The sequence below is a fragment of the Nitratidesulfovibrio sp. HK-II genome, from assembly GCF_003402415.2.
Lineage (GTDB): Bacteria > Desulfobacterota > Desulfovibrionia > Desulfovibrionales > Desulfovibrionaceae > Cupidesulfovibrio.
On sequence record NZ_AP036014.1, the window covers coordinates 1 to 23,126 of the forward strand.

At 65.9% G+C, this 23,126-nt stretch carries 15 protein-coding genes and 1 tRNA gene; 11 read left to right on the forward strand and 5 right to left on the reverse strand.

Annotated features, from left to right (window positions below; translation table 11 throughout):
* The 5 genes from RVX_RS00005 to RVX_RS00025 all read left to right on the forward strand — a co-directional run bounded on the left by RVX_RS00005 (position 1) and on the right by RVX_RS00025 (position 9,052).
* On the forward strand, positions 1 to 1,338 hold the full coding sequence (locus tag RVX_RS00005; protein WP_116307373.1) for a DnaA ATPase domain-containing protein: 1,338 nt from the start codon (positions 1 to 3) through the stop codon (positions 1,336 to 1,338).
* A 139-nt stretch (positions 1,339 to 1,477) separates the two neighbouring features.
* Complete coding sequence (locus tag RVX_RS00010; RefSeq protein ID WP_116307371.1) at positions 1,478 to 2,644, forward strand: DNA polymerase III subunit beta; 1,167 nt, start codon at positions 1,478 to 1,480, stop codon at positions 2,642 to 2,644.
* A 275-nt stretch (positions 2,645 to 2,919) separates the two neighbouring features.
* Complete coding sequence (gene gyrB / locus RVX_RS00015) at positions 2,920 to 5,316, forward strand: DNA topoisomerase (ATP-hydrolyzing) subunit B (RefSeq protein WP_116307369.1); 2,397 nt, start codon at positions 2,920 to 2,922, stop codon at positions 5,314 to 5,316.
* Positions 5,317 to 5,571: 255 nt separating this feature from the next.
* The gene (gene gyrA, locus RVX_RS00020) at positions 5,572 to 8,010 is read left to right on the forward strand and encodes a DNA gyrase subunit A (RefSeq protein WP_116307367.1); all 2,439 of its coding nucleotides are present in this window, start codon (positions 5,572 to 5,574) and stop codon (positions 8,008 to 8,010) included.
* Positions 8,011 to 8,350: 340 nt separating this feature from the next.
* Complete coding sequence (locus tag RVX_RS00025; RefSeq protein ID WP_230404738.1) at positions 8,351 to 9,052, forward strand: tetratricopeptide repeat protein; 702 nt, start codon at positions 8,351 to 8,353, stop codon at positions 9,050 to 9,052.
* A gap of 176 nt (positions 9,053 to 9,228) precedes the next feature.
* Here the strand turns inward: RVX_RS00025 and RVX_RS00030 are convergent, their stop codons facing one another.
* Complete coding sequence (locus tag RVX_RS00030; RefSeq protein ID WP_116307363.1) at positions 9,229 to 9,675, reverse strand: universal stress protein; 447 nt, start codon at positions 9,673 to 9,675, stop codon at positions 9,229 to 9,231.
* Between the two features lie 230 nt (positions 9,676 to 9,905).
* Positions 9,906 to 11,312, reverse strand: a complete 1,407-nt coding sequence (asnS, locus tag RVX_RS00035) for an asparagine--tRNA ligase (RefSeq protein WP_371682112.1) — start codon at positions 11,310 to 11,312, stop codon at positions 9,906 to 9,908.
* A gap of 751 nt (positions 11,313 to 12,063) precedes the next feature.
* Between asnS and RVX_RS00040 the strand changes: the two genes are divergently transcribed.
* Complete coding sequence (locus RVX_RS00040) at positions 12,064 to 12,237, forward strand: MarR family transcriptional regulator (RefSeq protein WP_007525427.1); 174 nt, start codon at positions 12,064 to 12,066, stop codon at positions 12,235 to 12,237.
* Positions 12,238 to 12,624: 387 nt separating this feature from the next.
* A tRNA-Ala gene (locus RVX_RS00045) sits at positions 12,625 to 12,700 on the forward strand.
* Between the two features lie 143 nt (positions 12,701 to 12,843).
* Here the strand turns inward: RVX_RS00045 and ngr are convergent.
* Together ngr and RVX_RS00055 are read right to left on the reverse strand one after the other, a co-directional pair.
* Complete coding sequence (gene ngr, locus RVX_RS00050; RefSeq protein WP_116307361.1) at positions 12,844 to 13,452, reverse strand: nigerythrin; 609 nt, start codon at positions 13,450 to 13,452, stop codon at positions 12,844 to 12,846.
* Between the two features lie 214 nt (positions 13,453 to 13,666).
* Complete coding sequence (locus tag RVX_RS00055) at positions 13,667 to 15,340, reverse strand: glycosyltransferase (protein ID WP_116307359.1); 1,674 nt, start codon at positions 15,338 to 15,340, stop codon at positions 13,667 to 13,669.
* 520 nt (positions 15,341 to 15,860) lie between these two features.
* On the opposite strand from RVX_RS00055, the gene RVX_RS00060 reads away from it, so the two are divergent.
* Together RVX_RS00060 and RVX_RS00065 are read left to right on the forward strand one after the other, a co-directional pair.
* On the forward strand, positions 15,861 to 16,592 hold the full coding sequence (locus tag RVX_RS00060) for a flavodoxin family protein (protein WP_116307357.1): 732 nt from the start codon (positions 15,861 to 15,863) through the stop codon (positions 16,590 to 16,592).
* 130 nt (positions 16,593 to 16,722) lie between these two features.
* Positions 16,723 to 18,123: an MFS transporter gene (locus RVX_RS00065; RefSeq protein WP_116307355.1), complete on the forward strand. Its 1,401-nt coding sequence runs from the start codon at positions 16,723 to 16,725 to the stop codon at positions 18,121 to 18,123.
* Positions 18,124 to 18,464: 341 nt separating this feature from the next.
* Here RVX_RS00065 and RVX_RS00070 read toward each other — a convergent pair whose 3' ends face one another.
* Complete coding sequence (locus RVX_RS00070) at positions 18,465 to 19,808, reverse strand: glutamine synthetase family protein (RefSeq protein ID WP_116307353.1); 1,344 nt, start codon at positions 19,806 to 19,808, stop codon at positions 18,465 to 18,467.
* A 508-nt stretch (positions 19,809 to 20,316) separates the two neighbouring features.
* Between RVX_RS00070 and RVX_RS00075 the strand changes: the two genes are divergently transcribed.
* Both RVX_RS00075 and RVX_RS00080 read left to right on the forward strand, forming a co-directional pair.
* The gene (locus RVX_RS00075; protein ID WP_116307351.1) at positions 20,317 to 21,276 is read left to right on the forward strand and encodes a hypothetical protein; all 960 of its coding nucleotides are present in this window, start codon (positions 20,317 to 20,319) and stop codon (positions 21,274 to 21,276) included.
* Between the two features lie 275 nt (positions 21,277 to 21,551).
* Positions 21,552 to 22,985: an MFS transporter gene (locus RVX_RS00080; RefSeq protein WP_230404737.1), complete on the forward strand. Its 1,434-nt coding sequence runs from the start codon at positions 21,552 to 21,554 to the stop codon at positions 22,983 to 22,985.
* The last annotated feature ends 141 nt before the right edge of the window (positions 22,986 to 23,126 follow it).

Sequence of the window (23,126 nt, forward strand, 5' to 3'; positions counted from 1 at the left end):
GTGCTGAAAAAAGCCCTGCGCCAACACCTTCAGCAGACCTGCCAGGAGCAGGATCTGCGCCAGTGGTACGACCCGCTGGCCATCACCCTGAGCAAGGACGACAAGCGGCTGGACGTCCAGTTTCCGCACCCGTTCTTTGCCCAGTGGTTTTCGGCCACGGCGCAGGTGACCTTTGAATCGCGGCTGCGCGAGTTCCTGGGCGACGGCTACGCGCTGCGCTACACCTCGGGCAACGGCGGCTCTCCCCAGGCAGCCCCGGCGCGGGCGGCCGCCGCGCGCCAGCTGGACTACCCCTTCGGCCCCCGGTTCACCTTCGACACCTTCCTGCACAACCGCAAGAACCAGTTTCCGGTGGCCTCGGCCAAGGAAGTGGCCCGCGACGGCCGCGACCCCCACGACAGGGTCTACAACCCCTTCGTGGTCTGCGGCGGCAGCGGCAACGGCAAGACACACCTTCTTCGCGCCATCGCCAACGAACTGAGCCGCTCGCGCGACGACAACGCCATATTCTGCGGCGCGGTGGACGAACTGGGCACCCGCTTTTCCGGGCTTTCCGCATCCGGCCCCGGCGCGGCGCAGGAACGCCAGCAGGCCCGCAGCCGCCTGTGCGCGCAAGAGGTGCTGGTGGTCGACGACCTGCAGCGCCTGCGCGACCTGCCCTTTCTGCAGGACGAGCTGACCTTCGCCTTCGACCACTTTCACGACAACGGCAAACAGATGGTCTTCGCCTGCTCCGGCAAGCTGGCCGACCTGGACTTTCTGTCGCCCAAGCTGCGCTCGCGCCTGGAATGGGGACTCATCGTCGAACTGCGCGAACCGGACCTGGACGTGCGGGTGAAATTCATCCAGCAGCAGAGCCGTTCGCGCAACATCCAGCTTTCCAAGGAACACGTCCTCACCCTGGCCCAGCGCTTTCGCGAATTCCGCCATCTCCAGGGCATCCTGGTCAAGGTCGGCGCCTACCGCCAACTGGTCAACCGCGACATCCAGGACCGCGAACTGGAGCAGATCCTGCGGCACACAGACAGCGGCAAGACCACCAGCCTGACGCCGGAGACGGTCATCGCCGCCACGGCGGAGCAATTCGGCATCCCGGCCCGCGACATCGTGGGCGACAAGCGCCAGCAAAGCATCGTGCAGGCCCGTCAGGTGGCCATGTTCCTGTGCCGCGAACTGCTGGGCAGTTCCTTTCCGGCCCTGGGCCGGGTGTTCGGGGGCAAGGACCACTCCACGGCCATGTATGCCGTGCGAAAAATCAAGCAATTACAGCAAAGTGACAAAGATATGCAACTTCTGGTGACCGACCTCAAACGAAAGTGCCTAACTCGGGCCGAATGAGCACGCACCCCCTTTCGGCTGTTCCTTCGGTTCCCACGCGGTGCATTGTGATGTTACCGGGAATTCCAATTCATTTTCGCATGTTATGCCAGTTCCGCACCTGGAAACAGGCCCTGCTACTACAACAGGAGATCCAGATATGTTTCTGAGAATCCAGAAGGAAGATGTCATCGAAGGCTTGCAGAAGGCCGCCAGCATCATTCCCGCCAAGACGGGGGCGGCCTACCTGCGCTCCATCTGGCTGAAGGCCGAGAACGGTTCGCTCAGCGTGCTGGCCACCGACTCGAACATCGAGTTCCGGGGCTCGTACGCGGCCGACATCGAACAGCCCGGCCTGGCGGGCGTGCAGGGCCGCGCCTTCGTGGATCTGCTCCGCAAGCTGCCCGGCGGCCAGATTACCCTCAAGCTGGACGGCGAGAGCGGCAACCTGCTCATCGAGCAGGGCCGCCGCAAGTACAAGCTGCCCGTCAACGACCCGGTGTGGTTCCAGAACTTCTCCGAGTTCCCCGCCGACGGCTCGGTGATGTGGTCCGGCGACTACCTGCAGGAGCTCATCGACCGCATCGCCTTCTGCATCAGCGACGAAGACGCGGTGGAGGCCATCGCCTGCCTGTCGCTGAAGCCCGGCGCGCAGAATTCCATCGAGGCCTGCGGGCTGAACGGCCACCAGTTCGCCATGCTGCGCTTCGCTCATGACGAGCTGATGTCCATGCTGCCGCCCGAAGGCATCCTGATCCAGAAGAAGTACCTGGGCGAGCTGAAGAAGTGGCTGGGCACCGACGAGGTGGAACTGAACATCTCCGAAAAGCGCCTGCACTTCCGCACCGGCGATGGCAAGGAAACCTTCAGCCTGCCGCTGTCGTACTACCAGTACCCCGACTACATGAACTTTCTGGCCAAGCTGTCGGCCGATTCCGTGTCCCGGCTGGAACTGCCCCGCAAGGACGCCATGGACGCCCTGGACCGCCTGCTGATCTTCAATACCGACTCCAACCGCTGCACGTACTTCGACCTGGACGGCAACGGGGGCGGCGGAGACGTGGTGCTCTCGGCCCAGGGCCAGGACGTGGGCTCGGCCACAGAAACCCTGGAAGCCACCTACAGCGGCGACATCAAGAAGATCGCCTTCCCCACCCGCAACCTTATCGAAATCATGGGCCACTACCGCTCCGAACGGTTGGGCCTGACCCTGACCGGCAGCGAAGGTCCCTGCGGCATCACAGGCGGCGACGACAGCGAGTACACCGTGATCATCATGCCCATGAAGATCGTGGAAGAGACCTATTACAGCGAAGAAGAGGTATAGCCTTCTTCTTGTATGGGGCGCGTCCTGTCGGACGGTACGGTTTCTTGTGTGCCTCCGGCGGGCAGGGGCTACCGCCCCTGCACCCCAAAGTTTGGTCGATCTGTGAGTACAGCAGGCGTGCGCGGAATGCCCGCCGCGTTGGGTAACGATAGTTGCAATTCATGAAAGCCCCTTAAAGGGGGTGCAGGGGGCGAAGCCCCTTGCCCGCCGGAGGCGCATACAATTACTGAACGCGCCAACGTCCAGAACAACGTAAGTTGGAGACGATCCCAAAGATGACCACTCCCACGGGACAGACCTATACCGCAGACAGCATCACGATCCTCGAGGGTCTGGCTGCCGTCCGCAAGCGCCCTGCCATGTACATCGGGTCCACCGATGCGCGGGGCCTGCACCACCTTGTGTACGAGGTGGTGGACAACTCCATCGACGAGGCCATGGCGGGCTACTGCTCGCGCATCGTGGTCAAGCTGCACCTCGACAACAGCGTCACGGTCAGCGACAACGGCCGCGGCATCCCGGTCGACCTGCACCCCAAGGAGGGCAAGCCCGCGGTCGAGGTCGTCATGACCAAGCTGCACGCGGGCGGCAAGTTCGACAACGACGCCTACAAGGTGTCGGGCGGCCTGCACGGCGTGGGCGTGAGCTGCGTGAACGCCCTGTCCGAGTGGCTGGAAGTGACCGTGCGCCGCGACGGCAAGCGCCACCGCATGCGTTTCGCGCGAGGCGCGGTGCAGGGGCCGCTGGAGTTTCTGGGCGAATCGGCCAACCACGGCACCACGGTGCACTTCAAGCCCGACGAGGAGATCTTCGAGACGGTGCAGTACTCGTACGAGACGCTGCGCAAGCGTTTCGAGGAACTGGCCTACCTGAACAAGGGCCTGGAGATCGAATTCACCGACGAGCGCAGCGCCGAAACGCACGTGTTCCGCGCCGACGGCGGCATCCGCCAGTTCGTGAAGGACCTGAATTCCGGCGAGAGCGGCATCCATCCCATCATCGACGGTGAAGGGGTGACCGACGGGGTGACCGTGGACTTCGCGTTGCAGTACAACGCGGGCTACAAGGAAAACGTGCTCACCTTCGCCAACAACATCCGCACCAAGGAAGGCGGCACCCACCTGGCCGGGTTCAAGACGGCGCTCACCCGCGCCATCAACGGCTACATCAAGGGCCAGCCCGACCTGGTCAAGAAGATGAAGGGCACCGTGCTGTCCGGCGACGACGTGCGCGAGGGCCTGACCTCGGTGGTCTCCGTCAAGCTGCCGCAGCCCCAGTTCGAGGGCCAGACCAAGACCAAGCTGGGCAACAGCGAGATCGCGGGGCTGGTGGCCGGCATCGTGTACGACAAGCTCAACGTGCACTTTGGCGAAAACCCCAAGGACGCCCGGCTGATCATCGACAAGGCCGTGGACGCAGCCCGCGCCCGCGACGCCGCCCGCCGCGCCAAGGAACTGGTGCGCCGCAAGGGCGCCCTGTCCGACAACTCGCTGCCCGGCAAGCTGGCCGACTGCCAGTCCAAGGACCCGGCGGAATCGGAACTGTTCATCGTGGAAGGTGACTCCGCAGGCGGTTCGGCCAAGCAGGGCCGCGACCCCTCCACCCAGGCCATCCTGCCGCTGCGCGGCAAGATCCTGAACACCGAGCGCACCCGCTTCGACAAGATGCTGGCCAACAAGGAAGTGAAGGCCCTCATCACCGCCATGGGCGCTGGCATCGGCGAGGACGACACCGACTACGACAAGCTGCGCTACCACAAGGTCGTCATCATGACCGACGCCGACGTGGACGGCGCGCACATCCGCACCCTGCTGCTGACCTTCTTCTTCCGGCAGTACCAGGAACTCATCGACCGGGGCCACCTGTACATCGCCCAGCCGCCCCTGTACCGGGTGCACAGCAGCCGCTTCGAAAAGTTCATCAAGGACGATCCGGAGCTGAACGCCTTCCTGCTGGAACGCATCAGCAACGACATCACCATCCGCACCGAATCGGGCTGCGCCTTCACCGGGCCGGACATCGTCTCGCTGATGAAGGCCATCGAACTGGTGTCCGCCAAGGTGCGCGACGTGGAGAACATCGGCATCGCCCGCGAACTGTTCCTGGCCTTCATCGAATACCAGACCCGCATCGAACCCCAGTGGTTCACCGGCGACGACCCCAACGGCTTGCGCCAGTGGCTGGCCGATCGGGGTTATTCCGTGTCCGCCGAGCATGAGGACACCGACGAGGACAGCCGTACCTTCGTGGTCTTCGAGGACGCCAACGGCCACCGCACCCGCGTGGGGGCCGAGTTCTTCCACTCCAAGATGTACCGCCAGGCCTGGGACGCCCTGGCCGACATCCGCACCCGCTGCGGCAGCCTGCGCTGCACCGTGGACCGCAAGGGCGAAACCAGCGAGGCCGAAGACATCTTCGACCTGTTCCGCCTGGTGCTGGACGAGGCCCGCAAGGGCATCAACATCCAGCGCTACAAGGGCCTGGGCGAAATGAACCCGGAACAGCTGTGGGTGACCACCATGAACCCGGAAAACCGCACCCTGCTCCGCGTGACCGTGGACGACGCCGAAGAAGCCAGCGAAGCCTTTGAGCAACTCATGGGCGATCGGGTGGAACCCCGCCGCGAGTTCATTGAACGCAACGCCCTGTCCGTGCAGGATTTGGATATCTAAAAGAGTTTGGCGAGTGCCGGGGAGGGGACCCTTTGGAAAGGGTCTCCCTCCCCGGACCCCTCCCCCCAAACTTTTTATAGGGGCGGTTATTCTCCCTATTCAGGGGGTGCAGGGGGCGCAGCCCCTTGCCCGCCGGAGGCGTAAAAAAGATCTCCCCTCCATGGTCGTCGTCAGACCGCCGGAGGCGTATAAAAAATCTGTTCTCTCCGGGCGTAGTCGTAACAGCGACAGCCCATCGAGAAGCGAGGCAAACCAGTGTCGCAACAGGTCAGCATAGAAAAGGAGCTCAGGAAGTCGTACCTCGAGTACTCCCTGAGCGTGATCATCGGCCGCGCCATCCCGGATGCGCGCGACGGCCTGAAGCCGGTGCACCGGCGCATCATGTTCGCCCAGCACGAGTTGGGCAACGGCTACACCCGCCCGCCCAAGAAGTCGGCGCGCGTGGTCGGTGACGTCATCGGTAAGTACCACCCGCACGGCGATTCCGCCGTGTACGACGCCCTGGTCCGCATGGCGCAGGATTTCTCCATGCGCGATCCCTTGGTGGACGGGCAGGGCAACTTCGGCTCCATCGACGGCGACGCGGCAGCGGCCATGCGATACACCGAAGTGCGCATGTCCCGCCTGGCGGGCGAATTCCTTGCCGACATCGACAAGGAGACGGTGGACTTCCGGCCCAACTACGACAACACCCTGCTCGAACCTTCGGTGCTGCCCACCAAGGTGCCGAACCTCTTGCTGAACGGTTCGTCGGGCATCGCGGTGGGCATGGCCACCAACATTCCGCCCCACAACCTGGGCGAGCTGTGCGGCGCGCTGCTGCACATCGTGGACGAGCCGGGCTGCACCGTGGAAGACCTGATGGACCATGTGAAGGGTCCGGACTTCCCCACGGCGGGCTTCGTCTACGCCGGGCAGGGCCTGTACGACGCCTACACCACCGGGCGCGGCACCGTGAAGGTGCGCGGCAAGGTGGAGATAGAAGAGCGCAAGAAGGGCCTGCAGGCCATCGTCATCCGCGAGATTCCCTTCGCGCTCAACAAGTCGAGCCTGGTGGAGAAGATCGCGGCGCTGGTGAACGAGCGCAAGATCGACGGCGTGGCCGACCTGCGCGACGAGTCGGACCGCAAGGGCATCCGCGTGGTCATCGACCTCAAGCGCGGCACCATCCCCGACATAGTGGTCAACGCCCTGTACAAGTACACGCCGCTGGAAAGCTCGTTCGGCATCAACATGCTGGCCGTGGTGGGCAACCGCCCGCAGCTGCTGAACCTGAAGCAGGCGCTGGAAATCTTCCTCGAGCACCGGCGCGAGGTGATCATCCGCCGCACCCGGTACGACCTGCGCAAGGCCGAGGCGCGCGCCCACATCCTGGAAGGGCTGCGCATCGCCCTCGACAACATCGACGAGGTCGTCGCCCTGATCCGCGCGTCCAAGACGCCGCAGGACGCCAAGGACGCGTTGATGGGCCGCTTCGACCTGTCCGAGGCGCAGGCCCAGGCCATCCTGGACATGCGCCTGCAGCGCCTGACCAACCTCGAACACGAAAAATTGATCGAGGAATACAACGAACTGCTCAAGAAGATTGAATTCTTCCGCTCGGTGCTGGAAAACCCGGAAGTGCTGCGCTCGGTCATCCGCGAGGAAATAGGCGAACTGCGCGACACCTTCGCCACCAAGCGCCGCACCGAGGTGCTGGAAGAAGAGCTGGACGGCATCGACATCGAAGACCTGATCCCCGACGAGGACGTGGTCATCACCCTGTCGCGCCGCGGCTACATCAAGCGCACCACGCTGGACAACTACCAGCAGCAGCGTCGTGGCGGGAAGGGTATTGCCGGGGTGCACACGTCCGAAGACGACTTCGTGCAGGACTTTTTGACCACCACCAACCACCAGTTCCTGCTGCTGTTCACCAACCATGGCCGCATGCACCAGATCAAGGTGCACCGCGTGCCCGAGGGCAGCCGCACGGCCAAGGGCGTGCACATCGCCAACCTGGTGCAGCTGGACAAGGACGAACTGGTCACCAACGTGCTCACCGTGCGCGAGTTCGCCGAAGACCGGTACTTCCTGTTCGTGACCCGGCGCGGCATGGTCAAGCGCTCCAGCGCCTCGCTGTACGCCAAGTGCCGCAAGACCGGCCTCATCGCCGTGGGCCTGCGCCCCGAGGATGAGCTGATCATGGTGCGCGAGGTGGATGAAAACTGCCACATCGTGCTCACCACGGGCGACGGCATGGCCATCCGCTTCCAGTGCGAGGACGTCCGGCCCATGGGCCGCAGCGCCACCGGGGTCAAGGGCATTGCCCTGCGCGGCAAGGACCGCGTTGTGGCCTGCGTCATCCTGGCCGAGGAAGACACCACCTCCATGATCATGTCCGTGTCCGCCAACGGCTTCGGCAAGCGCACCAACGCCGATCTGTACCGCGTGCAGTCGCGCGGCGGCGTGGGGGTGAAGAACTTCAAGGTTACCCCCAAGACCGGCGACGTCATTGGCGCCATGCCCGTGCGCGACGACGACGCCCTGGTCCTGCTTACCTCCACCAACAAGATCCTGCGCATGGGCCTCGACGACGTGCGCAGCGTGGGCCGCGCCACCCAGGGCGTGCGCCTGGTGCGCCTGGATGAAGGCGCCCTCGTGGTCGGCTTTGACCGCATCGACGAACGCGAAGTTGTGGACGGGGAAGAGTAGATAGAAGAAGGGAAAGAGGAATGAATCGGGGGAGAGGAAGGAAACTTTTGGAAAAGTTTCCTTCCTCTCCCCGCACCCCCTCACCATCCTTCAAAACTTTTCGATAACTATATCATTATATTTGACTGTTATCCTGTAGGGTGTCGGAATGCGTATGTTCATCGGCGGTACCGAATCATCCATGTTCCGCGCATCCACCCAATTGAAAAGTTTGGGAGAGGGAGAGGTACGGAGAGGGAGAACCTTTTTCAAAAGGTTCTCCCTCTCCGTGGTTCTGCCTTTGCTCATGCTTCCTGTTCTTCTCCTCACGGGCTGCGAGAAGGCGGCACCGCCGGATGACATGGCGGATGCGCGCAAGGCGGCGGGGGAGCGGCGGTACGGCGAGGCGGAAAAGCTGCTGGAGCGGTATTTGCGCCTGAACCCGGAAGGTGAGGAGCGGTGGGAGGCTTGGCAGCGCCTGCTGCAGATCACCCTGGACGTGCGGGGCGACGACAAGGCGGGCATGGAGCTCTTGGAGGCCATGTACCTTGAGTTCGGCATGGACGGGGACAAGGCGCGCGAGGTGCTGGTGCGGCTGGGCGGGCTGCTGGAGACGGCACGGCGCTGGGACCGGGCGGCGGATGCCTGGCGCAAGCTGATCGAGGTGCCGGACCTGTCGGGCGACGAGAACGCCCGGGCGCATCGGCGGCTGGCGCGCATCCATGCCTCGCGGCGTGAGTTCGGCATTGCGGAGGACGTGTTGCACCAGTGCCTGCAACTGAAGGCCACGGACGCGCGACGGGCGGAATGCCTGTACGACCTGGCCGACGTGCAGATGTCCATGGAGCATTTTGCGCGCGGGGCGGACCTTGCGCGACAGATACTGGCCATGCCGGGCGCGGAGAGGGACCTGAAGGCGCTGGCCGGGTTCATGCTGGGCGACGCGCTGGAGCAGCAGGGCAAGACGGCCGAGGCGCTGGCCGCGTTCGAAGCGGTGCGCGAGACATATCCCAACGAACTGGTGGTGGAGACGCGCATCCGCCAGTTGCGCAAGGGGCGCTGAACCGGAGGGACGTGAAGGCGCGGCCCGGCGCGCTTATTCGCAGACGCAAGGGGTGCCGTAATGGCGGATTGATGGAACGGATGCGGGGTGGCCGCACACGGCGCGACCGCCGCTCCCCCAAGGGAGCGGCGGTCGCGCTGTTTTCGTGGCTATTCGGAAAGAAGGGGCGGTGCGGATCAGGCCGCCACCATCACGGTGCAGGGTGCTGCCCGCACCACGTGCTCGGCGGTCCTGCCCACGGGCAGTTCCTCGGTGTCGCCGGTGCCGTGGCGGCCCATGACGATGAGGTCGCACCGTTCGCGCAGGGCCATGCCCAGGATGGTTTCCGCCGCCGGTCCTTCCACGGTGTGCTCCATGTACCGAACGTGACTGTCTTGCAGAATGTCGCGCGCAGGTCCCAGCCGTTCGCTGGTGGAGGGCGGCGCGGGGGAACGTGCGAACCCCGGCGGCAGCCCGGCCCCGCCCGCCGGAAAGGGCAGGGACAGCGAGGGATGTGGATCGGCGCAATGCAGAAGAATGACCTCCGCTCCGGTGAGGTTGGCGATGAGGGCGGCGTGGTGCGCCGCGCGGTAGGAACCCTGTGTTCCGTCGATGGCCAGCAGAATGCGTGAAGGCTTGGTCATGTACTCCCCCAGTCCGGAGCACGGCGGCGTGCCGCGCGGCAACGCGGCGGCACGCCGCCCGGTCAGACGGACATGGCTTCACCATACCCCGGCGGCGCGGGCACGGCAATGGGGCAATGGAAAAAATGGTGCTATTGCTTGTTTTCCGGGTATTCGGCGTGGCGGGAAAACGAAAAGGCGGCGCGGGGTTGCCCCCGCGCCGCACCTGCGTGAGATTTTTTGGAAGAAGTTTAGAATTCGAGATTGCCGGGCGTGCGCGGAAAGGGCACCACGTCGCGGATGTTGGCGATGCCGGTCAGCAGCATCAGCAACCGCTCGAACCCCAGGCCGAAACCCGCGTGCGGCACGGAGCCGAAGCGGCGCAGATCCAGGTACCACCAGTAGTCATCCGGGTTCTGGCCCATTTCGCGGATGCGCGCTTCCAGCACGTCCAGGCGTTCCTCGCGCTGGCTGCCGCCGATCAGCTCACCAATGCGCGGCACCAGCACGTCCATGGCTGCCACGGTCTCGTTGTCTTCGTTCAGGCGCATGTAGAACGCCTTGATGGATTTCGGGTAGTTGTAGACGATGACGGGCTTGCCGAAGTGTTCCTCGGCCAGGAAGCGCTCGTGCTCGGTCTGCAGGTCCAGCCCGAAGGAAACGGGGTAGTCGAACTTCTTGCCCGAGGCTTTCAGCAGTTCGATGGCCTCGCGGTAGGACACCCGGGCAAAGGGCTGGTCGGCGATGGTGCGCAGCCGCTCCACAAGGCCGTTGTCCACGAAGCGGTCGAACAGATCGATGTCGGCGGCGCAGCGCTCCAGCACGCGGGCGACCACGGTGCGGGTCATGGCCTCGGCCAGTTCCATGTCGTCGGTCAGGTCCGCGAAGGCGAATTCCGGCTCGATCATCCAGAATTCGGCGGCGTGCCGGGCGGTGTTGGAGTTCTCGGCCCGGAAGGTGGGGCCGAAGGTGTACACCTTGCCCAGGCCCATGGCCAGCGCCTCTGCCTCCAACTGGCCGGACACGGTGAGGTTGCATTCCTTGCCGAAGAAATCCGCCTCGAAGCGGTTGCCGGAAGGCGGAACCGCCGCGCCCGATGCGGGCAGGGTAGTGACGCGGAACATCTCGCCCGCGCCCTCGCAGTCCGATCCGGTGAGAATGGGCGTGTGCACGTGGAAAAAGCCGCGCTCGCGGAAGAATTCGTGGATGGCGTAGGCGGCTTCCGAGCGGATGCGGAAGGCCGCGCCGAACTTGTTGGTGCGGGCGCGCAGGTGGGCGATGGTGCGCAGGAATTCGTCGGAATGGCGCTTCTTCTGCAGCGGGTAGGTTTCCGCGTCGGCCCCGCCCAGCAGGGTCAGGGTGGCGGCGCGCAGTTCCCATTTCTGGCCCTTGCCGGGCGATTCCACCAGTTCGCCGCGCACGTCCACTGCCGCGCCGGTGTTCACGTCCTTGATCACGGCGTAGGCGGGCAGGGTTTCGTCCACGATGCACTGGATGTTGGCGAGGCACGAGCCGTCGTTGATTTCCAGAAACGAGAAGCCCTTGGCGTCGCGCCGGGTGCGCACCCAGCCGCAGATGCGGATGTTGGCCGCGGGGGCCTCTGCGGTAAGGGCATCGGCCACGGAGGTACGGGCCAGGGCGGCGGCGGAAGCGGTCATGCAGCGTCTCCTTGGTGATCGGTGTGCGGCCCGCGTGTGGTGTGGCGGGCGGTGAACGCGCAGCGCTCGGGGGGCGCGGGGTAACGCGCAGTGGGCGCGGCGCATGTGGAAAGGGTGTACGGTGCAAGGGGGAGGGTGGTCAACGGGGTGAAGGAGGGGAAGGGGGGTGTGCGTTGATGGGCAGGGTTTCTACGAAGTCCGTCCCGTCTGTTTTGGATGCGCTCGATTTCGTTATGCCTCCGGCGGGCAAGGGGTGTTGTAACGAACACCCCCTGCACCCCCGCGTTCCAGGGGCTCCGCCCCTTGGAACCCCGTGTCGTCATGCGCGGCGTCCCTTCGGCGGCAGCTTCCCTACGGCGCAAGGCGCCTTCGGGCGATCTGCCACCAGTGACGCCAATGCGCGTGGTGCTCCCGGTGGCATGGCGGAGCGAGGGTGCCTTTATCCTGTCGCCCGTTGCGACGCGTGTGCCGCCGCCAAGGCCCGGCGGCACACGCTTCTACGCACGAAGCGTTGTGTCGGGCAGAGCTTCAAGGCCCCAACGTCTCATGGTCTTGGGGGAAAGGGCCGTGGAACGGGCACCGGGGCGAGCATGCGTGGCAAAGCCGTGGAACGCGATCCTGGGCGTGGTAGGGTAGCGGCAAGGTTTGCGGTTGGTGGAAAAGTGGAGAGGTACGGCGTGAAAGGGTTGACGAGCGGCGGCCATTTCGTTATCAGTAATTATTACTGATTAAATCACAAAGGAGCACACCCATGGAAGATCAGGTTTTGAAAGCCATGAAGGAAGCGGGCAAGCCCGTGCGGCCCGGCGACATCGCCAAGGCCCTCGCCGTGGATTCCAAGGACGTTTCCAAGGCCATCGACGCCCTGAAGAAGGCTGGCAAGATTCACTCGCCCAAGCGCTGCTTTTACGAGCCGGTGGCGTAGCGCTCTGGGGAGGGCACCATGAACGGATGGTAATCGCGCCAAGGTTGTAGGCTGCCCGGCAATCGCCGGGCCAGCACTCCTGTCCGTTTCAAAACCCCCGCCGCGCCCGCAAGGGCAGGGTGGGGGTTTTTCCTGTGGGCGGCCAAAGGGCCGGGGGGATGCGCACTGCCCACGACCGTGCCCGCTACCGTGCCTTGACGGGAGGTACGAGACGGAAGCGGGGGCACCGCCGTTGGTCGTGTCACCGGGCCGATGCGCGTCCGGTGCGGGCGTGGCAGCCCGGATGGGCCCCATCACGCGATTTTCCACCCTGATTGTTGACAAACACGGTGCGCTGGGGCAATGTCTGCTCCGCGCCCGGCCAAGCCGGTGCGTCCCAACACGCCTGGGGCTGTAGCTCAGTTGGGAGAGCGCTTGAATGGCATTCAAGAGGTCAGGAGTTCAATTCTCCTCAGCTCCACCAGAAAGGATAAGGGTTCCACATCACTGTGGAACCCTTTTTCTATTGTGGACGTTGCGTCCTGACTTTGGCGCGGCTGCCGTCAGCGGGTTCGCGCGCGGGAAATGCGCGGCCCGCATGCGCAGCGAACCATCGCGGCAATCCGCTCAATACGCCGTAAAGGTGTCCTTGGGCCGGAAGCAGATCGGACACTTCTCGAAGTCCTCGCCCTTGTGGATGTACCCGCAGATGGGGCACAGGTGGAACTTGTCGTCGTCCGGCGCGTCCAGGTCGTTGTAGGCCGCCAGGTAGCGTTCGGCGTGGACGGATTCGGCCAGCTTCGCCCGCGTGAACACGTGGACGGCCTTGGCGTTGCCTTCTTCCTGGGCCTTCTTGATGAAGGCCGGGTACATGTCGCACGTCTCGTAAATTTCGCCGTTGGCCCCGGAAATGAGGTTGAGATCGCACGCCTTGGCGGCGGGGGCGGCCACCGTGGGCTTCACGTAGCCGGGGTCCATTTCGGCCACCAGGGCGTACTCTAGGCCGATGTGGATCAGCTCCGCAGCCGCCGTGGCCTCGAACAGGCGGGCGATCTGCGTGTAGCCCTGCTCCCTCGCGGCCTTGGCAAAGGCCGTGTACTTGGCGTGCGCGCCGGTTTCACCGGCAATGGCGGCCTTGAGGTTGTCGAGGGTGCTCCCCACGGCGGTCTTGCTGTCCGCCACCAGGTTGAAGTTGGTTGCATTCTTGACGGTGGGTATCTGCGCGCGGACTTTCATGGATGCATGCTCCTTCCTGTTTGGATGGCGGGTGGCGGCGGCGTTCGGGAAGATGCGGAAAACCGGCGTCCCCTGGGGCTTGATGCAATGCCAGTTATCGCATTGTCTGCCCCCGATTGCCGCACGCGTCAAGGTCAGCGCCACGGCCAAAGGCGCATGGGCGGGCGTCGCCCGGTCATGTTGCGCGACGGGTCGCCCCTTGCGGCATGCGGGCCTATGCCAGGGTCTTTTTCAGCGCGCGCACGGCCATTTTGGCGAAGGAATAGTCGTAATATTCCAGGGCAAGCGATGCGGAAAGGGCGATTTGCGCATCCGAAGCCGTGCCCGCAAGCGTGGCCTGCCGGATGAACGGCAGCGCTTCCGGGCCGATTCCGGCCTTTGCGGTGCACCGGATGATGGCGTCCAGCGCTTCACCGGTCGGTTGCGCGGCAAAGGCGAGCAGGGCGTAGTCCAGCGCGTAGTCCGGAAAGCGCTCGGGCTCCTGCCGGAAGAAGCCCAGGTGGTAGTTCCTGCCCGTGTCGCGCAGGATTTCGCAGGCCAGCATGCAGCAGTTGTAGAGGGGTTCCCTGCCGTCCTTGAGGCCGTTCAGGTACGGCAGGTACCGCTTCCTGATGCGCCCGGCGCGCAGCAGGGTGGTTGTCAGCCGCCCCAGGCAGGCCAGCCGTCTTTCGTCTTCGGCAAAGAGCAGCAGCAGCTTCAGCAGGGCCGTCAGGCCCAGCGCTACCTCGTGCTCTACCCCTGCTGTGGCAACCCGCTCCAGCAGGGCCACGCCCGCCTCGATCCTGCCCTGGCGCAGGCGGATGCTGCCAAGCAGGTCCGCCGCGCGCACAGTGTCCCCGTCGGCCCCGATGGAACTGCCTGACCTGCTTCCGTTGCCCCTGTCCGCCCTGTCTGGCCTGTCCGGCCTGTCCGGCCTGTCCGCATCGCCCGCGACCTGCTCCAGAAAGGCCACGGATTCGTCGAAATGCCCGCCAAAGCGCAGGGCGTGGTGATACTTGGCTTCCGCCTCGTCCAGCCGTCTCGCGCGCAGCATGCCGCCTGCCCGTGCTGCTGCGGCCCTTTTCGCGCCCGATTCGGCCATGTCCCGCAGCACGTCGCGCGCCCTGTGCGCGCTGGTGTGGCTGCGCGCGCATTCCTCCTGCCCGCGCGCCGCGATGCGCGCCGCGTCCTTGCGCCCCTCTTGCACGGAACGGATCACCGACACCACGTCGCCGGGCGAGTAGCCCAGGTAGTGCCGCCCCTCGCGAAAGTGTCGCGCCACGCCGTATCCGCGCCTCTCGGTGAGCAGCAGCGCGCCGGAGGCCAGCGCGTGGAAGAAGCGCAGGTTCAGGCCCGAAAAGAAGTTCTCGTTCAGCACCATGTGCGAGGCGGCGAACACGTCGAGCATCGCGGCCGTGGAAACGTCCTGCACCACGTTGACGGGAAAATGCTCGCGCAGGTGGCGCAGCAGGTTGCTGCGCTTGGTGCGGTGCGGCGTCACCCGGCCCACGAAGGAAATCAGGTGCCGTTTTTCGGCCGGGGCGCGGAAGTCGCCCGCACTGGCGCACAGGGGCAGCCACCGGGCGTCCACCCCGCCCGCGCGGAACCTGGGCACCGAGGACAGCTGGTCCACGTAGACGTGGTCGAACAGCCGCGCCAGGGGGATGAGCCAGAATTCGTTGATCGGGGCGTCGATGCAGTAGGCGGCCAGCCGGTGGCGGCTTGCGGAAATGTCGCGGGGCAGGGCGGTTTCTCCGAAGAGCTCGATGAACACCAGGTCCGGGGCGACGCCCTGTTCCTCGATCTGTTCGTCCAGCGTCCGTGCCGGGTCTGGGCGGAAGGGCACCACGTCGCAGCCGATGCTGGCGAAGCCTTCACGCAGGAATGAGCCGGAATGGAGTATGCGCATGGCGGTCCGTGTTCGTGAAGGGCTGCGGGGAAGGGGGCGGAGCTTGCGGGCCGCGCCTGATCGCAGCCCACGACCGCAGGTCTATCCAAGCCTTGCCGGGCGCGCAACACCGGGTGGTTCTGCACATCGCCCTGGCGTTTCGTCTCCCCATCGTGCCATTTCCGCAAGGCGTGGTGCCTTTCCGAGTTGGCGGTTTTGCAGGCAGGGTAATTGGCCGCATCCTGTGAATTCAGCGTGTTGTCAATCAAAACCGCATGGTCTCGATCTTGCGCATGTGGCGGGCACTCATGCCGCGCGCCGCGCACGGTCCGCTGCGGGGTGTGCGCCGCGTTTTTCGGTTGTCCACTCCGCTCGTCTCGCTCGCTTCATTCTTCGGGCAGCCGTTTGTCCGCCAGCCATTCCTTCGGCATGGTTCCCAAGGGGGTACTATCTACCCTCGTGGACAGTTCTTGCCTTTTCCCCACCAGCGGGCATCATGGCCCCTTCCGCAACCCGCAACCGCCCGCCGGGCAGGAGCGCCATGAACATCATCGCCATCAACGGCAGCCCGCGCAAGAAATGGAACACCGCCACCCTGCTGCAAAACGCCCTGGAGGGCGCGGCGGAACGCGCCGCACAGGCGGGCCGCACCCCCAGCACCGAACTGGTGCACCTGTACGAGCACGACTACAAGGGCTGCATCAGCTGCTTCGCCTGCAAGAAGATCGGCGGCAAGAGCTACGGCCATTGCGCGGTGAAGGACGGGCTGACGCCCATCCTGGAGCGGGTGGCGGCCGCCGACGTGCTGCTGCTGGGCTCGCCCATCTACTTTTACACCGAAACCGGTGAGATGCGCTCGTTCCTCGAACGGCTGCTGTTCCCGTACCTGTCCTACACGCCGGGCTATCAGCCGCTGTTTCCGCGTCCGTTGCCCACGGGGCTGGTGTACACCATGAACATCCCCGAGGATAAGATGGCCGACTACCAGCAGGACCGCGCGGTGAAGGCCACCTGGGCCGTCACCCGCAAGATCTTCGGCAGTTGCGAACTGTTCCTGTGCACGGACACCTTCCAGTTCGACGACTATTCCAAGTACGTCTCCACCAGTTGGGACCCGGTGGCCAAGGCCAGACGGCGCGAAGAGGTCTTTCCGCAGGACTGTGCCCGCGCGCGCGAACTGGGCGCGCGGCTTGTCGAGCAGGCCGAACAAGCCCTGGCCGCGCCTGAAAGCGTCGCTGCCGCCGGGATGGACACGGCCGGCGGGCGGTCGTAGGTAGTAGCCTCCATCCCGCTTCGTTCCGTCCCGCCGCGCCCCGCCTTGCGGGTGCGCCACGTGACGCCGCCCGTTTCCGCATCGCGCGGGGCGGGCGGCGCGGGCCACGTTCTTTCCGCGAGGTAGCGCAATGCAGTTCACGCCGGTACGGCTGGGAGCCGCCGGTTCGCCGGTCATGGTGCTGGCCACCGTGTGCATCGCCCAGTTCATGGTGCCGTTCATGCTCACCGCCGTGGGCGTGGCCCTGCCCTCGCTGGGGCGCGACCTGGGCGCGTCCGCCGTGCAGTTGGGCCTGGTGGAGCAGCTCTACGCCCTGGCCCTGGCCATGAGCATGCTGGCCTGCGGCCGCCTTGGCGACATCGTGGGGCAGCGCAGGGTGCTGCTGCCCGGCCTTGCCGTGTTCACCGGCCTTACCCTGCTGGTGGGGCTTGCCCCTTCCGTGGAACTGGTCATGGCCCTGCGCTTCGGCCAGGGCATCGGGGCGGCCATGATGCTGTCCGGCAGCCTGGCGCTGGTGGCGGTGGCCTACCCGCCGGAGCTGCGGGGCCGGGTCATCGGCATCGTTTCCGCGTTCACCTATGCCGGGCTGTCCATCGGCCCGGTGCTGGGCGGCTACACCACGGACCACTTTGGCTGGCGCAGCGTGTTCCTGATGGTGGTGCCCCCCGGCCTTGCGGCCACGGCCATGTGCCTGTGGCGCATGCGCCCGCAGCCCGGCGCGGACAGGGGCGCGCACATGGACTGGCCGGGCAGCCTCGTCTACGCGGTGTCGGTGTGCATGGTCATGACCGGGGCCGCCCGCGCCATGAGCCTGCCGCTGGGGCCCGCGCTGGTGCTGGGCGGCCTGGCGGGCCTTGCGCTGTTCCTGCGGGTGGAGGCGCGCAGCAAAAGCCCCTTGCTGGACGTGAACCTGCTGCTGCGCAACCGGTTCTTCTCGCTGAGCTGCCTCGCCGCCTTCGGCAACTATGCCGCCGTGTTCGGGGTCACCTTTCTGTTCAGCCTGTTCTTGCAGTACGCCAAGGGCCTGCCCCCGCGCGAGGCCGGGCTGATCCTGCTCATCCAGCCGGTGATGCAGGTGCTTACCGCGCCGCTGTCGGGCCGTCTGTCCGACCGGGCCGACCCCGGCCGCGTGGCCACGGCGGGCATGCTGTGCAGCGCCGCAGGGCTGCTGCTGGCCGTGGTCACCATCGCGCCGGGCATGCCCGTGTGGCTGCTGGCGGCGGAACTGGTGTGCATCGGCATCGGATTCGGCATCTTCGTCACCGCCAACTCCGTGGCCATCATGAGCAGCGTGGACAAGGCCCACTTCGGCGTGGCCTCTGGCATGGTGGGGGCCATGCGCACCTTGGGCATGGCGTGCAGCATGACCGCCGTCTCGCTCATCTTCGCCCTGCACTTGGGCGAAGCCGCCATCACCCCCGCCGTGCTGCCCGAATTCCTGTCCGCCACCCGCACCGGCCTTGCCGTGGCCGCCGTGTTCTCGTGCCTGGGCGTGCTGGTTTCCGTGGGGCGCGGGCGCAAGCGGGATTGAGAACAGACAAGACGAACCGGGGAGGGGACCCTTTGCGGCAGCCGTAAGGTTCGCAAGCTCACCCAACGGCTGGGGCAATGCTCGAAGACTCGCATAACGGCTAAAGCTCCCCCCAAAACGTTTATTTGTGTTTTCTGCGCATTACAAAAACACAAAATACGGGGTTCCAAGGAGCGGCAGCCGCTCTGCGATCGCCATCCGTAAGGTTCGCAAGCTCGCCCAACGGCTGCCGTGCTTGGCCGCCGGAGGCGTATAAAAACAGGCTTTGTCAACAACATGAAGGCGTCGCGGCCAACTGGTCGCGACGCCTTGCGTTTTCGGGGCGTATCCGGTGCCTGCGCCTACAGCACGGGCAGGTAGCGCTGCAGTTCGAACTCCGAGATGTGGGTGCGGTAGTCGTCCCACTCAATGAGCTTGTTGCCCACCAGGTTGGCATGGGTGTGTTCGCCCAGCACGTCCTGCATCAGGGCGCTGCCCTTCAGCTCCATGGCCGCCTCGTACAGCGAGCCGGGCAGGGATCCGATGCCGTGCTTGGTCAGGTCTTCCTCGCCCATGTGGAAGATGTTGGCTTCCACGGCCTTGGGCAGCTCGTAGCCCTTTTCGATGCCTTCAAGCCCGGCGGCCAGCATCACCGAGAAGGCCAGATACGGGTTGCAGGCCGGGTCGGGGCTGCGCAGTTCGATGCGGGTGGCCGCTTCCTTGCCGGGCTTGTACATGGGCACGCGGATGAGGGCCGAGCGGTTGCGTTGCGCCCAGGCCAGGTACACCGGGGCTTCGTAGCCGGGCACCAGGCGCTTGTACGAGTTGATCCACTGGTTGGTGACGCAGCAGAACTCGCGCGCGTGCTTCAGCAGACCCGCGATGTAGGCGCGGCATTCGGCCGAAAGGTGGTGCGGGTCGTTGGCGTCGAAGAAGGCGTTGCGGCCGTTGCGGAACAGCGACTGGTGCACGTGCATGCCGCTGCCGTTCTGGCCGAAGATGGGCTTGGGCATGAAGGTGGCGTACACCCCGTGCTTGCGGGCCATCTCCTTGACCACGACCTTGTAGGTCATGACCACGTCGGCCATCTTCATGGCCTCGTTGTAGCGCAGGTCGATCTCGTGCTGCGAGGGGGCCACCTCGTGGTGCGAGTATTCCACGGGAATGCCCATGCGCTGCAAGGCGAAGATGATGTCGCGGCGCACGTCGTTGCCAAGGTCCAGCGGCGGCGCGTCGAAGTAGCCGCCCGCGTCGATGGGCTGCGGGCACTGCGAGCTGGCGAACAGGAAGAACTCCAGTTCCGGCCCCACGTAGTAGGTGTAGCCCTTTTGCGCGGCCTTTTCGGTCAGCTTGCGCAGGATGTAGCGGGGGTCGCCCTCGTAGGGGGTGCCGTCGGGGTTGCGCACGTCGCAGAACATGCGCGCCACCGGGCGCTCCATGGGCCGCCAGGCGCAGATCTGGAAAGTGGTGGCGTCGGGAAAGGCCACCATGTCGCTTTCCTCGATGCGGGTGAACCCGAGGATGGACGAGCCGTCGAAGCCCATGCCTTCCTCGAAGGCGGCTTCCAGCTCGCTGGGGGTCACCTGAAAGCTCTTCAGGTTGCCCAGGATGTCCACGAACCAGAACTGGATGAAGCTGACGTTGTATTCCTTGACCGCCCTGATGACATCATCGCCGTTCTTGCAATTGAAAACGGGAAAATCCATGTGCACCTCCTGCAATTGGTGCTTCGCGCCCGGGTCGCGGCCCGGCCGGCCCCGCAAGGCCGTGGTGTGTCTGTAAGTGCCGCGTCGGGTGGCGCGTGTGAAGCCGGACGAAGGTCCGGCGGGGGAAACAGGTCGGGGCAATGCTAGGCATAGCAGATACGCAAGGGGGGTCAATGAAAAGCCCGTCGCTTGACATCATTGTAAAATGGCAGGGGATGCAGGCAGGACGCGGTGTTGCGGGTGGCTTGCCGGAGGCGGAGGCATCTGCGGCAGACGGTGCAGGGGGGTGCGGACCCGCACGGACAGCGGGGGACATGGCGGGCGGGTGCATGCGCTTTCGGGGGACGCATGGCGAAAGGGAGAGGTATCGCTAGGCGTATCACGGCAAAAAGATATGTATCGCTATCCAGGGTCGCCCGCCGGGAATCTTTACGTGTACCCCTAATACCCTGCCCGGTGCGGCCGAAAAGACGAACAGCGGGGTGTGCCACGCCCCCGGGAGCACCGCATGAGTCTGAACCTGACCCTTGGCGCGCTGCGCGCGCAGAACGGCCTTTCCCCGTATGGGGAAGGGCTGGGCGCGCTGCTGGGCACGGGGGCGGGGGCGAACGCGCGGACTTCGGGTCTGTCGCCGGACAAGACCGCCGACGTATTCGGCGCGGACATCGTGCGCCGGACATCGGTGGCGTCTGCCGCAACCGATACGACAGGCGCGACGGGCGCGGCGGGCACGACCACGAATGCCGCGGCGGACGCGGCTTCCACCACCCCCACCGACGCCGAGCGCGAGGCCCTTTCCGGCGCGCTGTCCGGCAGCGTGCAGTGGGTGGCCGACAAGTTCGGCGATGCCGCAGCCACTGCCGTCATGGGCATCGTGTACAAGAGCATCGGCGATGGCCCTGTCACCGAGGATGCGCTGGGCGAAGGGCTGCTGAACGCGCTGCGCTTCGTGGACCGGCAGTTCGGCACGGCCTCTGGCGATGCGTTCATGGCCCAGCTCAATGGCGGCGGCCTCAACGACGCGCTCAACGACTACTTCGACAACGGACTTTCCGAGCGGTTCCTGGTGGCGGGCGCGGGCAACCTTGCCGACGACGCGGTGCAGGGGGCCGAGGCGGCCAAGGCCACGCTGGTGCAGCAGGCGGCGGAGGGCGATGGCGGCGGCGGGACCGATGCCATGCAGTCGCTGCTGGACATGCTGCGCGAGATGGGCGTGGAGGACAGCGCGCAAACCGGTGCCGCCCCCAATGCCGCCGCCAGTGGGGCTTCAGGCAGCCAGACCGCAGGGGCTAACGCTGCCGACTCCATGTCGGGGCTGCTGTCCGGTGCGCTGTCTTCACTCACCGGATTGTACGATCAGGCCGCAAGCCGCGCGGGCGGCCTTGCCGCCGGGTACGGCCCCACCGGCGCGGCGGCTCGGGGCCAGGACGCCCTCGCCCCTGGCCTGCTGCTGCAAGCCAGCGTCTAGCCGTTTCCCGCGCCTGCGGGCGACTGCATATGTCAGTCGATCGCACATCCCCACCGGGCATTGCCCGGTGTTTCCGTTTCAGAAGCCTTGCCGTGCTAGCCGCCCCACGCCCGCTTGCCTTGGCCCGGTAGAGGCGTATACCGAACTCCTCGCCCGCTCAATGACGCGGCGCCGGCCGGCACCCCACCCGCTCGCGACCCCCTCGCCCGGCCCTTTCCCACGGCATGACCCTCCATGCCCGGCTTCGACATACTCCGCCACCTCCGGGTCATCGCATGTCCACACCCGCACCCGTATCACCGCCCCAGGATTCCCCCGCGTCTTCACTGACCGGACCGCCCGGCCCGACAGGCCCGCAGGGCGGCGGCTCGTTGCGCGAAATAACGCACATCCCTTCGTTGCGCTGCTTCTGGATCAGCCAGTGCGGCTCGTACCTGGCCTACAACATGCTGGCCGTGGTCATTGGCTGGCAGATCTACGCCATGACCGGCAGCGCCCTGCATCTCGGCCTGGTGGGGCTGGCCCAGTTCACTCCGCAACTGCTGCTTACCCTGGTGGTGGGCGGCGTGGCCGACCGCTTCGACCGGCGGCGCATCGCCTTTTTCTGCCAGTTGGCCGAAGGACTGATGGCGGTGGCCCTGGCCGTGGGCAGCGCCACCGGCACGTTGACCCCCGCCGGGGTGTTCGCCGGGGCCTTTCTGACCGGGGCGGCCCGCGCCTTCGAGCAGCCCGCCATGAACGCCCTGCTGCCCGGCCTGGTGCCGGTGGTGGCGTTGCCGCGCGTGCTGGCCTTTGGCGCGGGGCTGCGCCAGGCGTCCATCATCGCCGGGCCCGCGCTGGGCGGCTTTCTGTGCGCCGCCGGGGCGCAGGTGGGCTACGGGGTGTGCGGCGCGGCGTTTCTGACCGCGTGCGCGGCCATCCTGCTGGTGCGCCGTCCGGATACGGCGGCCAGCCGCGAACCCATGACCCTGCGCTCGCTGTTCGGCGGCATCGACTACGTGCGGCGCAACCCGGTCATCCTGGGGGCCATCTCGCTGGACCTCTTTTCCGTGCTGCTGGGCGGGGCCACGGCCCTGCTGCCCATCTACGCCAGCGACATCCTGCACACCGGGCCGTGGGGCCTCGGCCTGCTGCGCGCAGCACCGGCGGTGGGCGCGCTGTGCATGTCGGTGTACCTGGCCCGCGTGCCCATGCGGCGGCGGGTGGGGCGGCGGCTGTTCGCCGGGGTGGTGGGTTTTGGCGTGGCCACCATCACCTTCGGGCTGTCGCGCAGCTTTCCCCTGTCCATGGCCGCGCTGGCCGCACTGGGGGCCTGCGACATGATCAGCGTGGTGGTGCGCCAGACCCTGGTGCAGCTGGAAACGCCGGACGCCATGCGCGGCCGGGTGGGCGCGGTGAATTCCGTGTTCATCGGCACCTCCAACCAGCTGGGCGAATTCGAGTCGGGCGTCACCGCCGCATGGTTCGGGGCCACGGCCTCGGTGGCGCTGGGCGGGGTGGGCACCATTGTGGTGGCCCTGTTGTGGATGCGCCTGTTCCCGGCCCTGCTGCGCCGCGATGAGTTGGTGAGCACATCCGCCGAAAGCCCGTACCAGGCATCCTCCGAGGTGACGGCTGCGCCGAGTGCGCCAGATGCGCCAGATGCGCCGGATGTGGATGACACGCCGGATGCGGAAACCCGGCCGGAAACGGCGCGGGCATCCGGCTAGCCGCACCTTCTCCTTCCCTCTGCTCTTCCTTTCCGCACGCGTAAGGGCCGCGTAGGGGCGTGCCATGCCCACCACGCGGCCCTTTTTGCCCTGCCTTTTACAGTTGGCAGGGCATGGCCTGATCAAAATCCGAAGAATGTC